Here is a 13705-nt window from a genome sequence, read left to right on the forward strand (position 1 = left end):
GGGTTTTTCATCTCCCCCCCCCCCCCCCACTTCGGGGGGGGGGGTGGACAGGGGTGGGGGGGGGGGGGGGGGTTTTCCCCCCCCCCCCGGGGCCACCCCCCACTCCGCCCGCTCACCCCGCCGCAGGCCTCGTCAGGCGGCGCACCAGGGTGACCAGTGCCTCCCGGTCCGCCGCCGGGTCGGTCGCGCCGGAGAGGAGCAGCCGCACCATCTGCGGGAGCGTGAACCACGCGTTCACCAGGCCGATCACCGCGAACATCAGCCGTCCCGGATCCACGTCGTCGGCCAGCTCGCCCGCCCGCTGCGCGGCCGCGAGGACGGCGACCTTCTCCCCGTAGTGCGCGGTGCGTTCGGGCTCCGCCGCCAGCGCCTCGGACTCCGTGCCGCGCTGCAGCCCTTCCCAGGCCAGCAGGCGGGAGAAGTGCGGGTTGGCCGAGTGGTAGTCGAAGACGCGTCCGGCGTAGTCGCCGAGCTCCAGCCCCGGCGCCGGGGTGAGCGGCACCGCTTCGGCCAGCTTGCCGAGTTCGGACGCCAGTACCGCGGCGAAGAGCTGGTCCTTGTTGCCGAAGTACTGGTAGATCCGCTCCTTGTTCACTCCTGCCCGGGTGGCGACGCGGGCGATCCGGGCACCGTCCGGGCCGGATTCGGCGAACTCCTCGACGGCGGCGTCGAGGAGGAGTTGCTGCGTGCGTGCGGTGTCCCAGGCCATGGCATCACCTTAGCGCGAATCTCCAACCAAAGGGTTGGACATCCGCGTGCGCGCCTGCCAAACTCCAACCGACGGGTTGGAGTTTTGGGCATCCAAAGCCTCCAGCCGCTCACTCACGGGAGGAAACCGCCTTGAACACCGACAGCATCACCGCACCGGCCCCCGCCGCACCGTCCGTGCACCGCCGGGCCCTGCTCACCTGGCTCGCCGTCTACCCGACCATCACCGCCGCCTTCGCCCTGCTCGGCCCCCACCTCGGGCGCCTGCCGCTGGTGCTGCGGACCCTGGTCATGACCGGTCTCGTCGTCCCGGTCGTCGTCTACGCGGTGCTCCCGCTGCTGCTCAAGGCGGAGAGGAAGCTCACCCACCGCCCCGGTCGACGGAAGTAGCGAGCACCCGGATCGGCGACAGCCGCCGCACCGCTCCGGGCGCCGGACGGAGGACCTACCGCCCCTCGGCGACCAGGAAGCGGCCGGAGCGCCACTGCAGCCGCGCCGGGCCGCCGGTGGGCCAGTCGTGGTTCAGGTGGCGGCGGCCGCGGCCGAGGGCGCCGAGGTCCTGGGGCCGCAGCGTTCCACTCCTCAGGCCGCTCGCCTCGACGGCCGTCACCGGCATGATCGTCACGTACTGGGCGTCGTCCCCGCCCATCCAGTCGACGACCTCGGTGAAGATCCACACGAACTGCTGCGAACACCCCAGGCAGCGTCGCAGGTTGACCGCGAAGCGCGAGCCGCCCACCACCTCCGCCTCGTGTTCGAAGCCCTCCCGCTGCCGGCCCCACACGGCCCGCTCGTCCTCGCCGTAGCACTTCGCGCAGCCGAACTCCGCCATCGGCCTTCCCATCGGTCGACTCCCTGTTCCGCGAGGTCCCGTGTCGCGGCCCATGATGCCCTCAGGGCCCCGGGGGTCGGCCGGGCAGTTCACCCGACCGGGGAACAATTCACGGACCGTTCCCGCACCGTTCGCACCTCAGGGCGGATACCCGAACGGCCGGTTGACGCCCCGGGGCCCGGCACGGGCTTCGGACCGCACACCTCGAAGTCCGCGCCGACGGCTCCCGCGCCCGAACGGGCCGTCGCACCGAAAGGTGACGCGTACATGTCCCAGATTTCTGGGATTCTCCTCGCCCACCCAGCTGGCACAGAATCGTCGCCAGGCCCTCCGGTGAGAGTGGAGGTCGGTCAAGTCACCTATCTGAAACAGGAGTTGATCAACGATGACCCGCTCCTTCAAGCACGCCGGTGCCGTCCTCGCGGCGGCGGCGCCTCGCTGTCCCTGTCCGGCGCGGACACGGCCGTCGCCCGGCCCGCAGCGGCCGGCGGCTCGGCCCGGAACTGCGTGGTGAGCGCGGAGGGCGGGCAGTAGAAGTGCTTCGGCGGCTTGCGGGAGGCCAGCAAGTCCGCCACCGGCGGGCGGGTCGTCGACGCTTCGTTGACCGCCGCCGCGCCCGCCCGGGACACCGGGGTCACCGAAGAGCTGAACTGTTCCAGCAACTCCTCCAACCTGATCGTCCTGGGGACGATCCACCAGGGCTTCTTCTTCGAGGGCGAGTCCGTGACCTTCACCGGCCCGCACGACTGCATACAACGGCAACAACGCCGACCACTCCTTCGGCATCCCCGCCCCGCCCGGCGCGCCCCCTCCTCGGTGGCCGCCGGGGGGAGCAGGGTCGGGGCAGGGGGCGGCCGACCGGTAGCCCCGGCCGGCCGCCCCCGCCGTCGTTCTCCGGCAAACCGTTGGCGCGGGGCGGCCGGCGTGTCGACAATCACCGCATGGAGGAAGTGAAGCCGTCCGACGGCGTCGTCACCCTGTCCCCACTGTCCCCGGACGATGCCGAGGCCCATCTCCTGGGCGAGGACGAGGCGCTCGTCCGCTGGCTCAACGGCGGCCCCGGCACACGGGATGACGTCGAGACGTACCTCCGCCACTGCCGGGAACAGTGGGAGGCCTCCGGGCCGCTCCGCGCGTTCGGCATCCGCGTGGAGCCAGGCGGGGTGCTCGCGGGGACGGTCGACCTGCGGTTCGCGGGGGAAGGCCTGGCTCCCGGCCAGGTGAACATCGCGTACGGCCTCTACCCTTCCTGGAGGGGGCGGGGCCTGGCGACCCGGGCGGTCCTCCTGGCCTCCCGGTACGCGGCCGCCGAGGGCGGCGTGGAGGCGGTGATCCAGGTGGAGCCGGAGAACACCGCCTCCACCGCGGTGGCGCACCGGGCGGGGTTCCTCCTCGACCGGCGGACGCACCGCGGGGACGGCACCCGGTCGGACCGGTACCACCTGGACCTGCGCACCACCGACCGCTGACGGGACGGCCACGGGACGCGGGGCGCAGGGCGCCGGCCGCGGGGCGCAGCGCACGGGGCGTCCCTCAAGGTCTCCCGCCGGCGGCGCCTCGCGGCGGAACGCGGCGCCTCGCAGCGGAACGGCGCCGACCGGTCGCCCGACCGCCCCGTCAGTCGGTCGCCAGCAGGACCGCCGGGAGCGCGCCGTCCAGCACCAGGGCCCGCGGCAGGGTGAGGCCGAAGTGGCGGCCGAGCACCTCCAGGCAGGTGCGGTGGAGGTCGTCGCTCTCCCGGTCGTGGTCGGGCAGCCCGGCGGCGGCCAGTTCGGCCGTCAGGGCGGCGACGGTGGCGGGCTCGCCCCGGACACCGTCGGGGCCCCAGCTGGCGTCCAGGTGGAGGTTGAGGAAGCAGGTCTCCCGGCCGTCCCGGTAGCCGCGGAAGAACGGCGGCACCGGCTTGCCGTTCTCCTCCTCGAACTCCAGGTGGTAGACCTCGGCGCCGCCGCGCGAGGCGGACGGCGACACACTCAGCTCGCCCTGCCAGTAGCCGTACACCACCGCGAAGGCGAGGTCGCCGCTGCGCCCGTGGTGCAGCCCGATGTCCTCGACGTCGCCGGGGAATTCGAGTTCGTACTCCTCGACCAGGTCGTCCGCCGTGAGTTCGCCGAGCGGGCGCACGGTGCACCCCGGGAGTTCCTCGGCGATCCGGGCCACGAGTTCCTCGGGCTCCAGGCCGCGGGCCAGGACCACGCTGTAGCCGCCGAAGGCGATCGACTGGGGTTCGGCGAGCCAGGTGAGTGCGTCCGTCATGGTGATCATCATGACGCACGGGTCAACCGTTCGGTATTCCGAACGGCCGGGCAGCGCGGCCGAACCCGTTCCGCCCGCTCAGTGCCAGAGCCCCCACGAGGCCGGCCGGACCGGTTCCGCGAGGTGGCCGTGCTGCTCGGCCCGGTACTGCAGCACCAGCACCGAGCGGACCTGTTCGCCGTCCAGCGCGGTGTAGGCGTGCGGCAGCGCCGCGTCGAAGCCGATGTAGTCGCCGGGGCCGAGTTCGATCTCGCGCCCGTCGACCCGCACGCCCAGCCGGCCGGTCTGGACCACGGTGTGCTCGGTGCCGGTGTGCCCCCCGGAGTCCTGGGCGGCTCCGGCGCGCACCACCTGGTCGTACAGCTCGAACACCGCGTCCCCGGACTCGATCCGGCGCAGCGGGCGCAGGTCGACGCCCCGCCCGCTGAGCACCTCGGTCTCGGCCGCGCGCACCACCGTGACCTCGCCGCCCGGCCGGGCCTCGACCAGGTCGGAGATCGGCACGCCGAGCACCCGGGAGAGCCCGAGCACCGTCTCCAGCGTCGGGTTCCCGGCCCCGGACTCCAGCTGGGAGAGCGTCGCCTTCCCGACCCCGGCCTGCCGGGACAGCTCGGACAGCGACAGTCCGCGCTGGGCCCGCACCCGCTTCAGGTTGGCGGCGAGGACGCCCCGGACGGATTCCTCGGCATCGTTCACTCTCGACCTCTTCTCACCCGGCACTGTTCGATATACCGTACGGGACGCACACCGACGGACGGGGAAGCGTAGCGAAGCACCGCGCTTCCCTCACCCTCACCAGGAGACCTCAGTGACCGAGCCCGCCGAGCCCGCCGAGACCACGCAGCCCGCCGAGACCATCAAGTACCGGAAGAACGGCCTGACCCGCGGGGTCACGGACGAGCTCGCGGAGAGCATGACGCAGGGCTGGGCCGACACCGAGCGCACCGCCCTGGAGCCCGTCCCCCAGGCCGCGCACACCGCCCGCCGCCGCGCGGAGCTGTCCGCCGCCTTCCCCGGCGAGCTGCTGGTGGTCCCGTCCGGCAACCCCAAGGTCCGGGCCAACGACACCGACTACCCGTTCCGCCCCTCCTCCGACTACGCCTACCTGACCGGCGACCAGTCCCAGGACGGCGTCCTGGTGCTCACCCCGACCGGCGCCGCCGGCCACGAGGCCGTGCTCTACCTGCGCGACCGCTCCCGCGTCGACAACGGCGAGTTCTGGCTGGACGGCCACGGCGAGCTGTGGGACGGCCGCCGCAACAGCCTGACCGAGAGCGAGCGGCTGTTCGGCCTGCCCTGCCGGGACGTGCGCACCGTCCGCGCGGACCTGCGCGCCGCCACCGGCCCGGCGCGGGTGCTGCGCCGCCACGACGCGGGCGTGGAGGAGGCCCTCGCGGACCGGGCGGTCGCCGAGCGGGACGAGGAGTTCGAGGTCTTCCTGTCCGGGCTGCGCCTGGTCAAGGACGCGTTCGAGATCGAGGAGCTGCGCTTCGCCTGCGCCGCCACCGCCCGCGGCTTCGAGGACGTGGTGCGCGTCCTCGGCACCGACACCGAGACCGCCGAGCGGCTGATCGAGGGCACCTTCTTCGTCCGGGCCCGGGTCGAGGGCAACGACGTGGGCTACAGCACCATCGCCGCGGCCGGCCCGCACGCGACCACCCTGCACTGGGTGCGCAACAGCGGGCACGCCCGGCCCGGCGACCTGCTGCTGCTCGACGCGGGCGTGGAGACCAACCACCTCTACACCGCCGACGTCACCCGCACCCTGCCGGTCAGCGGCCGCTTCACCGAGCTGCAGCGCAAGGTCTACGACGCCGTGTACGCGGCCCAGGAGGCCGGTATCGCGGCCGTGCGCCCGGGCGGGCAGTTCCGCGACTTCCACCACGCCGCCCAGCGCGAGCTCGCCGAACACCTCACTTCCTGGGGCCTGTTCGGCGACCTGAGCGCGGACAAGGTGTACGAGCTGGGCCTGCACCGCCGCTTCACCCTGGCCGGCACCGGGCACATGCTGGGCATCGACGTCCACGACTGCGCCCACTCCCGCACCGAGGAGCACGTCGACGGCCCGCTCGTGGCGGGCATGGTGCTCACCGTCGAGCCGGGCATCTACTTCCAGGAGAACGACCTGACGGTGCCGGAGGAGTACCGGGGCATCGGGGTGCGGATCGAGGACGACATCCTCGTCACCGAGGACGGCAACGAGAACCTCTCCGCCGGCCTCCCGCGCCGCTCCGACGAGGTCGAGGCCTGGCTGGCCCGCCTGCGCGGCTGATCGGCTGATTCACGAAGAGCGGCACCGGGGCGTACCCGGTGCCGCTCGCCGTACGGCTACTTGAGCCGCTTGAGCCGCTTGAGCCGCTTGAGCCGCTTGAGCCGCTCCGGCTACTTCAGCTGCTGCAGCGCCACGCCCACCCGCCGCACCGCCGCCTCGACGTCCTCGGGCATCCGGCTGGTGAAGCAGAGCCGGAAGAAGCCCGGCTCCGCGTTGTGCATGGTCCCGCCGGGCAGCAGGGAGACCTCGGTGGGTTTGGCGGCGAGGTAGCGGAACAGCCACTCCTCGTTCGGGTCGAGCCCGTCCGGCCCGATGGCCGGAAGCCCGTTCACGTGCTCACCGGGCGCGCGCTTGCCCAAGTACCTGCTGAGGTCGAGCCAGAAGAACATCGCGGCGTTGTCGCCGTCCCGGTGGACGTACTCGATCCCGGCGGCGTCCAGGGCGTCCTTGGTCCTGCGGAAGCTCGCGCTCAGCAGTCCGCGGTAGTCGCGCATCGCGCGCACGGGGTACGGCTCCCCGTCGAGGGTGGTCTTGAACAACTCCCCGACGACGTAGGTCTTCAGCGAGTCGAACGGGGTGAACCAGGGCAGTGCGCGGGTCTGCTCGGCCGGGTCGTCGCTGCCGAGCATGGCGCGGTGCACGGCCTCGTTCTTGGAGACGACGAATCCCGTGCGGAAGCCGGACAGCCCGAAGTCCTTGGCGAAGCCCCAGACCACGTGGATCCGGTCGGCATGCCGCTGGTACGCGTCCAGGGCCATCGCGCTGGTGAACGGCGTCGTACCGGTGTCGAGTTGGGAATGACAGTAGATCTCGTCGGAAATGATGTGCAGATCGGTGTGCGCGAGCGCCCAGTCGTAGATCTCGTCGAGCAGTTCCTTGGGGTAGTTGACACCCAACGGGTTGTGCGGATTGGTGAGGACGAGCAGCCGCGGGTTGTGCCCCGCCTCCTTCCGCGCCTCGTAGGCGTTCATGATCAGGTTGAGGGTGAGCCGGTAGCGGTCCTCGCCGTGGGTGGGCAGGTGCACCGGTACGCACTTCAGCTTGGGCCGTTCCTGGAACGACCAGTTGAAGCCCTGCCAGTACGGCGCCGGGATCAGCACCTCGTCCCCCGGCTTGAGCGGCTCGCCGCCCGTCCCCTGCCGCCGCATGAGCCCAAAGGCGATGCACTCCAGCGCGGAGGAGACCCCGGCGCAGCCGAACACGTCGTCCATCGCGACCGTGCGGCCGAACGCCCGGGTGAGCAGGTCCGCCACCTGCTGACGCAGCCACGGTATGCCGACCGGGGCCATGTACTTGATGTTCGCCTCGGGGATCAGCCGGACCTTGTCGAAGACGTCCCTCTGCATCGAGTGGTGGTACAGCAGGACGTTCTCCGCGACGGACAGGTCGATCGCGGTGTCCGGTGCCAGGTGCTGGTGGTAGAAGGCGAGGGCCTGCTCGAAGTCGGGCAGGCCGGCGTGCAGGTCGGCGACCGCCTGGGGCGGGGCGAGCCTGAGTCCGTTCACGGTGGTGGTCATGGTGGTCCCCTGTCGGGTGAGCGGGTCCGGCGGTGCGCCGGAACGGTGCCGAACGTCACCGGACGATGCCGTTCGCACACGCATCGCTCCCAGCCGACCACGCCCCGGAACCGGCCGCCAGCGCTCGGCGGCCGTCCGGACGGCGCCCCTGCCGCCACGCCCCCGACCGTCAGCCGAGCCGCCACACCGTCGTGGTCTTGACCGCGGTGTCCTCCAGGTCCGCGACCACCGGCACCTGGTAGGCCGCCACCGCGGTGAACCGCTCGCGGGGCAGGTAGGCCCGGCCCGGGTCGCCGACGACCACGGTCGCGCCGCGCGCCGCGGCCCGCTCCAGGAAGGGCAGGAAGCGGGCGGCCATGGCCCGTTCGTAGAAGACGTCGCCCGCGAGCACCACCTCGGCGGGACCGCCGTCGCCGTCCACCAGGTCCACCAGCGCGCCGTCCACCCGCACCCCGTTGGCCTCGGCGTTCAGCCCGATCGCGGCCACCGCGTAGGCGTCGATCTCGGCGGCGCGCACGTCCGTGGCCCCGCGCAGCGCGGCGGCCACCCCGACCAGCCCGGAGCCGGCCGCGACGTCCAACACCGTACGGCCGGCGACCAGTTCGGGGTGGTCCAGCACGTAGCGGGCGACCGCCACCCCGCCCGCCCAGGCGAAGGCCCAGAACGGCGGCGGCAGCCCGTCCTCCCCGCGCGCCCGCTCGGTGGTCTCCCACAGGGCGATGGCGTCCTCGGCCATGTGCAGGCTGATCTCGGGCACGAAGGGGACGGGCTTCAGCTCGGTCTCCCGCCGGACGAAGGCGAGGTCCTCGGCGGGCTGAAGAGTGCGCAGCTCACTCGGCATGCCCCGCAGCATAGAGCCCGCGCGGGGGTGCTCCCCGCCACCCGTCCGGCGGGACGCCCCCACCCGTGTGCCCGACGGCCGGGTTCACCCCCGCTCGTTCACCCGCGCTCGTCCACCACCCGCTTGATCTTCCCGACCGAGCGCTCCAGCGTGTACGGGTCCACCACCTCGGCCGCGACGGTGATCCCCACCCCGTCCTTCACCGCCCGGACGATCGCCGCCCGCGCCGCCGCCCGCTGTTCGGCGGAGGCCTCCGGCCGGGCCTCCACCCGGACGGTCATGTGGTCCAGCCGCCCCTGCCGGCCGAGCCGCAGCTGGAAGTGCGGCGCGACGCCCGGGGTGCGCAGCAGGATCTCCTCGATCTGGGTCGGGAAGACGTTCACCCCACGCAGGATGATCATGTCGTCGCTGCGCCCGGTGACCTTCTCCATCCGGCGGAAGGCCGGCCGCGCGGTGCCGGGCAGCAGCCGGCTGAGGTCGCGGGTGCGGTAGCGGATGATCGGCAGGGCCTCCTTGGTGAGCGAGGTGAAGACCAGTTCGCCGCCCTCCCCCTCCGGCAGCACCTCGTCGGTGAACGGGTCGACGACCTCCGGGTAGAAGTGGTCCTCCCAGATGTGCAGCCCGTCCTTGGTCTCCACGCATTCCTGGGCGATGCCGGGGCCGACCACCTCGGAGAGGCCGTAGATGTCGACGGCGTGCAGGTCGAGCCGTTCCTCGATCTCGCGCCGCATCTCCTCCGTCCAGGGCTCGGCCCCGAAGATGCCGACCCGCAGCGAGGTGCCGCGCGGGTCGACGCCCTGCTTCTCGAACTCGTCCAGGAGGGTCAGCAGGTAGGACGGGGTGACCATGATGATCTCGGGTTCGAAGTCCAGGATCAGCCGCACCTGGCGGGCCGTCATGCCGCCGGAGGCCGGGATGACGGTGCAGCCGGCCCGCTCGGCGCCGTAGTGGGCGCCGAGGCCGCCGGTGAACAGCCCGTAGCCGTAGGCGATGTGCACCTTGTCGCCGGGCCGGCCGCCGGCCGCGCGGATCGAGCGGGCGACCACGTCGGCCCACATGGAGAGGTCGTTGTCGGTGTAGCCGACCACGGTCGGCAGCCCGGTGGTGCCGCTGGAGGCGTGGATCCGGCGGACCTGCTCCATCGGGACGGCGAACATGCCGAAGGGGTAGCTCTCGCGCAGGTCGGCCTTGGTGGTGAAGGGGAAGCGGGCGAGGTCGTCCAGGGTGCGGCAGTCCTCGGGGCGGACCCCGGCGGCGTCGAACTTGCGGCGGTAGAGCTCGACGTTGTCGTACGCGTGCCGCAGGGTGGCCCGCAGCCGGGTGAGCTGGTGGGCGCGCAGCTCGTCCGGGGTCATCCGCTCACCGGCGTCCAGGAGCTCCGGCGGGATCGGCTCCCCGAGGTGTCGGTGCGGGACGGGTGCGGTGCCGGTCATCGTCGCTCCTTCGCTGCTCGGCCGGGGTTCCCCTGCCAGGGACACCGACCGATCGTTCGGTCAGCCCCGTTCGCTCCATTGATCCAGTACCCGAACCACCTGTCAAGGGATCGCACGAGGCTTCCGGAATGTGAAGTTCCGACCGCTTCGAGGCGACTTCGCCTCGACAGCTTGGCTGTCCGATATGAAAATCATTACAGAAGTTTGACTTGCCACCGGCCTTCACCGCCCCGCCCCCATGGTTCAGTAGTGCGGTTTCCGCCCCGCACCCCGGAGTGATCACCGTGCCCACGACTCCCGCCCTGGTCAGCGCGCTGCGCGAACTCGGCGACCGACCCGCCGTCGTCGCCGACGGGCGCGCGATCAGCGGCATCGGCCTGCTGCTCGGCGTCTCCCCGCCGGGCGGCCTGCCCCGCGCCCTCGCCCGGCGCGTCGCCGAGCACGCCGCACTCCCGCCCTCCGCCGCCCGGGCCGCCGAACAGCGGCTGCGCTACTGGGCCGGCGTCCTCGGCACGCCCCCCATCCGGCACACCGTGCTCCACCCCGTGACCGACCTCGCCGTCGACCTCGCCCTCGCCACCCTCCTGGCCGGCGGCACCGTCCACTGCGGCGACCCCGACCAGCGGCCCGAACAGCAGCTCCGGGCCGTCGCCGCCGCCCGGACCACCCACCTCAGCCTGCCCTCCGCCCTGCTCTGGCCGCTCAGCCGGCAACCCGACCTCACCGCCCACGACCTCGGCGCGCTGCGCCTGGTCCTGCACGTCGGCCCCGAACCCCGACAGGAGGACGTCTACACCGCCGTCGACGCCCTCGGGGCCGTCCTCGCCCACGTCCGCGCCCCCGACAGCAACGCCGAGGCCGCCGACCGCCGGCTGCGCGCCGACACCGAGAACGCCACGGCCGCCGCCTGGAAGCACAGCATCGGCATCACCGCCGCGCAGGTCCGCGACTTCGGCGCCCAGCTCGACCGGGCCGTACTCGCCGCACTGCTGCACACCCTCCAGCAGAGCGGCGTGCTCACCGACCCCGCCCGCGGCCACCCCGAGGCCGAAGTGCTCGCCGCGGCCATGGTCACCCCCGCCCAGCGCCCCCGCGTCGCCCGCTGGCTGGACGCGCTCGCCCGGCACGGCCTGATCACCCGCCAGGACGGCGGCGCCCAGGGCCCGGTCTTCCGCGGCCGGCCCGGCAAGGCCGCCGCCGAGGTCCGCGACACCTGGCGCCCCGCGGTCGAGACCTGGGCCGACGGGCTCGGCCCGGCCGCCGCCCTCACCCGGGTCCGGCGCGACGCCCTGCGGCTGCCCCGGGTGATCACCGGCCAGGAGGCCCCCCGGCCGGCCGCCACCCCGGTCCGCCGGGCCGCCGCCCGCGGCTACCTCGGCGCCGCCCTCGGCGCGCTGGTGCGCGGCACCGCCGAGGCCCACCAGGGGCCCGGGCCGCTGCGCGTGCTCGAACTCGACCCCGAGGGCGGCGAGCCCGCCGTCGCCCGCGCCCTCGCCGCCGCCACTCGGCCCCGGCACGCCGTCGAGCACCACGCCGTTCCCGACGGCGGGCGCTACGACGTCGTCGTCGCCACGGTGACAGCGACCCCGGCATCGGCTCCGGCTTCGGCTTCGGCCTCTGCCTCTGCCTCTGCCTCTGCCTCTGCCTCTGCCTCGACCGTGGCCGCCACCGTGGCCGGAGAACCGGAGCAGGAGGTGACGGCCCTGGTCCGACTGCTCTCCCCCGGCGGCCGGCTGCTGCTGCTCGCGCCCACCGCCGAACAGCTCGACCTGCTGATCACCGGCGACGTCCACGGCCCCACCGCCCGCCCGGCGGAGCACTGGCGGGCCGCACTGACCGCCGCGGGCTGCCCGACCGTGCTGACCCTGCCGGAGGACGAGCACCCGATGGCACTGCTGGGGCAGCGACTGTTCGCGGCCCGGGTGGACTGACGGACGCCCGGGGGTGCGGCTGGCTACTCTCAAGGGTCATGACCACTTGGGGCAGCGACTGTTCGCGGCCCGGGTGGACTGACGGACGCCCGGGGGTGCGGCTGGCTACTCTCAAGGGTCATGACCACTTCCGCGCCTCCGGCCCGACCCGCCCGCGGGTCCATCGGCTCCCTCCGCTCGATCGGCTCCATCGTGTCCGTCCGGTCGATCGGCTCGATCGGTTCGGTGCTGTCGACCGGCTCGATCGGATCCGTCCTCTCCCTCGGCTCGATCGGGTCGGTGCTGTCCATCGGCTCGATCGGGTCGGTGCTGTCCATCGGCTCGATCGGATCCGTCCTCTCCCTCGGCTCGATCGGCTCGGCCTGCTCCGCCCTCAGCGTCCTGTCGGCCGGCTCCCGGCGCGGCCTCGGCTCGCTGCTGTCGGAGCGTTCCCTCCCGTCGGTGCTGTCCCGGCGGCTCGCCCACCCGCCCACCGTGGCCGAGCGGTGAAGTCCGGATCACGCACCGCCACCCGATCCGTACCATTTCGATACCGAAGCCTGGATGAGCTGCGAGGATCCTCGCCGCCCGGCTCCGTCCCCGGGTAGGCTCCGCATGTCCTCCGGCCCTCGCGCAGGCGGCCCCCTGCCGCCGTGCCGCGTTCTCCGGGGGTTGCACCCCCGCGGGCCACTCGGTGGGCACCGCGCACTCGACACCGCGCGCCAGGGCAGTCGCGCGAACGGCGAAGGGCATCGCATTGGCGGATCGGCTCACCGGAGGAGACTCCTCGCTGCTGCGGCGGATCAACGCGGCGGTCACGCTCCGGGCGCTGCGCAACGGCCACTCCGTGACCCTCACTCAGCTCGTCGGCGAGACCGGGCTCTCCCGCCCGACCGTCGAGGGCGTGATCGAGGGTCTGGTCGAGACCGGGCTGGTCGCCGAGGTCGAGCAGCCGCGGGAGGAGGGCCAGCCGGGCCCCGGCCGCCGCGGCCGCCCGGCCCGCTGGTTCCGCTTCCGCGCCGAGGCCGGGCACATCCTCGGCATCGAGATCGGCGTGCACGACATCCGGGTCATCCTGGCCGACCTCACCGGCGAGGTGGTGGGCAGTCACTTCAAGCCGGTCGACGAGACCCTCGACGCCGAGGACCGGCTCGCCGCCGTCCGCACCGCCGTCGCCGAGGTGCTGCGCAAGGCCGGCATCTCCCGGGACAACCTGTGGTCGGTCGGCATCGGCACCCCCGGCATCGTGGACCGCGAGGGCACCGTCCAGCTGGGCACCGCGATGCCCGGCTGGACCGGGCTCGACCTCGGGGCCCGGCTGCGGCGCTCCTTCCGCTGCCCCGTCCTGATCGAGAACGACGCCAACCTGGCCGCCATCGCCGAGCACTGGCAGGGGGCGGCGGTCGGCGCCGACGACGTCGTCTTCGTGATGGCCGGCCTCAGCCCCGGCGCCGGCTCCCTCATCGGCGGCAGGCTGCACCGCGGGTTCGGCGGCGCGGCCGGCGAGATCGGCGCCCTGCACCTGCTCGGCCAGGAGGTCACCCCCGAGCGCCTGCTGTCCACCACCGGAAAGCCCCTCAACCCGCTGGACGAGGCCGCCGTGGCCCGCGTGCTGCGGCTGGCCCGGGAGGGCGACGAGGTCGCCAAGGTCGCCATGGACCGCTTCCTCACCCGCCTCGTCCAGGGCGTCGCCGCGCTGGTCCTCGCCATCGACCCGCAGCTGGTGGTGATCGGCGGCTGGGCGGCCGGCCTCGACGGCGTCCTGGACCCGCTGCGCGAACGCCTGTCCCAGTTCACCCTGCGCGCCCCGGAGGTCGCCCTGGCGGCCCTCGGTTCCGAGGTGGTGGCGATGGGCGCCCTGCGCGTCGCCCTGGACCACGTCGAGGAGCAGCTCTTCGCGGTGGACCCGCCCCGGGCCTGACGTCGGGCGCGGCGC

Annotated in this window: 14 protein-coding genes; 6 read left to right on the forward strand and 8 right to left on the reverse strand. The window is 73.4% G+C overall.

Going from position 1 to position 13705, the window contains the following annotated elements; genetic code table 11:
- Positions 1 to 112: 112 nt before the first annotated feature.
- Positions 113 to 709, reverse strand: coding sequence for a TetR family transcriptional regulator (locus ACFVGO_RS09170; RefSeq protein ID WP_380631228.1), 597 nt, complete (start codon positions 707 to 709; stop codon positions 113 to 115).
- A gap of 131 nt (positions 710 to 840) precedes the next feature.
- On the opposite strand from ACFVGO_RS09170, the gene ACFVGO_RS09175 reads away from it, so the two are divergent.
- On the forward strand, positions 841 to 1098 hold the full coding sequence (locus ACFVGO_RS09175) for a hypothetical protein (protein WP_380631229.1): 258 nt from the start codon (positions 841 to 843) through the stop codon (positions 1096 to 1098).
- Between the two features lie 55 nt (positions 1099 to 1153).
- Here ACFVGO_RS09175 and ACFVGO_RS09180 read toward each other — a convergent pair whose 3' ends face one another.
- Positions 1154 to 1552 (reverse strand): hypothetical protein, encoded by a 399-nt coding sequence (locus tag ACFVGO_RS09180; protein ID WP_380350623.1) that lies wholly within the window; start codon positions 1550 to 1552, stop codon positions 1154 to 1156.
- A 386-nt stretch (positions 1553 to 1938) separates the two neighbouring features.
- Positions 1939 to 2274 (reverse strand): hypothetical protein, encoded by a 336-nt coding sequence (locus ACFVGO_RS09185; protein WP_380631230.1) that lies wholly within the window; start codon positions 2272 to 2274, stop codon positions 1939 to 1941.
- A 207-nt stretch (positions 2275 to 2481) separates the two neighbouring features.
- Here ACFVGO_RS09185 and ACFVGO_RS09190 point away from each other — a divergent pair, with 207 nt between their 5' ends.
- Positions 2482 to 3009: a GNAT family N-acetyltransferase gene (locus ACFVGO_RS09190; protein ID WP_359899606.1), complete on the forward strand. Its 528-nt coding sequence runs from the start codon at positions 2482 to 2484 to the stop codon at positions 3007 to 3009.
- A gap of 148 nt (positions 3010 to 3157) precedes the next feature.
- Here the strand turns inward: ACFVGO_RS09190 and ACFVGO_RS09195 are convergent, their stop codons facing one another.
- On the reverse strand, positions 3158 to 3796 hold the full coding sequence (locus ACFVGO_RS09195; protein WP_380631231.1) for a hypothetical protein: 639 nt from the start codon (positions 3794 to 3796) through the stop codon (positions 3158 to 3160).
- A gap of 78 nt (positions 3797 to 3874) precedes the next feature.
- Positions 3875 to 4492, reverse strand: coding sequence for an XRE family transcriptional regulator (locus ACFVGO_RS09200; RefSeq protein ID WP_359899610.1), 618 nt, complete (start codon positions 4490 to 4492; stop codon positions 3875 to 3877).
- Positions 4493 to 4604: 112 nt separating this feature from the next.
- Between ACFVGO_RS09200 and ACFVGO_RS09205 the strand changes: the two genes are divergently transcribed.
- The gene (locus ACFVGO_RS09205) at positions 4605 to 6068 is read left to right on the forward strand and encodes an aminopeptidase P family protein (protein ID WP_380631232.1); all 1464 of its coding nucleotides are present in this window, start codon (positions 4605 to 4607) and stop codon (positions 6066 to 6068) included.
- Positions 6069 to 6178: 110 nt separating this feature from the next.
- Here ACFVGO_RS09205 and ACFVGO_RS09210 read toward each other — a convergent pair whose 3' ends face one another.
- From ACFVGO_RS09210 to paaK, 3 genes are all read right to left on the reverse strand, one after another.
- A complete protein-coding gene (locus tag ACFVGO_RS09210) occupies positions 6179 to 7585 on the reverse strand; it encodes a pyridoxal phosphate-dependent aminotransferase (RefSeq protein WP_380631233.1) in 1407 nt (468 codons plus the stop codon).
- Between the two features lie 169 nt (positions 7586 to 7754).
- Positions 7755 to 8426, reverse strand: a complete 672-nt coding sequence (locus tag ACFVGO_RS09215; RefSeq protein ID WP_380631234.1) for a class I SAM-dependent methyltransferase — start codon at positions 8424 to 8426, stop codon at positions 7755 to 7757.
- 98 nt (positions 8427 to 8524) lie between these two features.
- On the reverse strand, positions 8525 to 9859 hold the full coding sequence (gene paaK, locus ACFVGO_RS09220; RefSeq protein WP_380631235.1) for a phenylacetate--CoA ligase PaaK: 1335 nt from the start codon (positions 9857 to 9859) through the stop codon (positions 8525 to 8527).
- A 284-nt stretch (positions 9860 to 10143) separates the two neighbouring features.
- Between paaK and ACFVGO_RS09225 the strand changes: the two genes are divergently transcribed.
- From ACFVGO_RS09225 to ACFVGO_RS09235, 3 genes are all read left to right on the forward strand, one after another.
- Entirely contained in the window at positions 10144 to 11790 is a 1647-nt protein-coding gene (locus ACFVGO_RS09225) for a hypothetical protein (protein ID WP_380631236.1), read from the forward strand.
- A 120-nt stretch (positions 11791 to 11910) separates the two neighbouring features.
- Positions 11911 to 12279, forward strand: coding sequence for a hypothetical protein (locus ACFVGO_RS09230; protein ID WP_380545230.1), 369 nt, complete (start codon positions 11911 to 11913; stop codon positions 12277 to 12279).
- A 247-nt stretch (positions 12280 to 12526) separates the two neighbouring features.
- The gene (locus ACFVGO_RS09235; RefSeq protein WP_359899623.1) at positions 12527 to 13690 is read left to right on the forward strand and encodes an ROK family protein; all 1164 of its coding nucleotides are present in this window, start codon (positions 12527 to 12529) and stop codon (positions 13688 to 13690) included.
- Positions 13691 to 13705: the final 15 nt, after the last annotated feature.

Source organism: Kitasatospora sp. NPDC057738, assembly GCF_042798815.1.
Taxonomy (GTDB): domain Bacteria; phylum Actinomycetota; class Actinomycetes; order Streptomycetales; family Streptomycetaceae; genus Kitasatospora; species Kitasatospora lactacystinica.

Coding starts and splice junctions, on each gene's coding strand:
- ACFVGO_RS09195 (WP_380631231.1), bottom strand. CDS start 3,796: ATGACGGACGCACTCACCTGGCTCGCCGAACCCCAGTCGATCGCCTTC.
- ACFVGO_RS09180 (WP_380350623.1), bottom strand. CDS start 1,552: ATGGGAAGGCCGATGGCGGAGTTCGGCTGCGCGAAGTGCTACGGCGAG.
- ACFVGO_RS09210 (WP_380631233.1), bottom strand. CDS start 7,585: ATGACCACCACCGTGAACGGACTCAGGCTCGCCCCGCCCCAGGCGGTC.
- ACFVGO_RS09215 (WP_380631234.1), bottom strand. CDS start 8,426: ATGCCGAGTGAGCTGCGCACTCTTCAGCCCGCCGAGGACCTCGCCTTC.
- ACFVGO_RS09190 (WP_359899606.1), top strand. CDS start 2,482: ATGGAGGAAGTGAAGCCGTCCGACGGCGTCGTCACCCTGTCCCCACTG.
- ACFVGO_RS09170 (WP_380631228.1), bottom strand. CDS start 709: ATGGCCTGGGACACCGCACGCACGCAGCAACTCCTCCTCGACGCCGCC.
- ACFVGO_RS09230 (WP_380545230.1), top strand. CDS start 11,911: ATGACCACTTCCGCGCCTCCGGCCCGACCCGCCCGCGGGTCCATCGGC.
- paaK (WP_380631235.1), bottom strand. CDS start 9,859: ATGACCGGCACCGCACCCGTCCCGCACCGACACCTCGGGGAGCCGATC.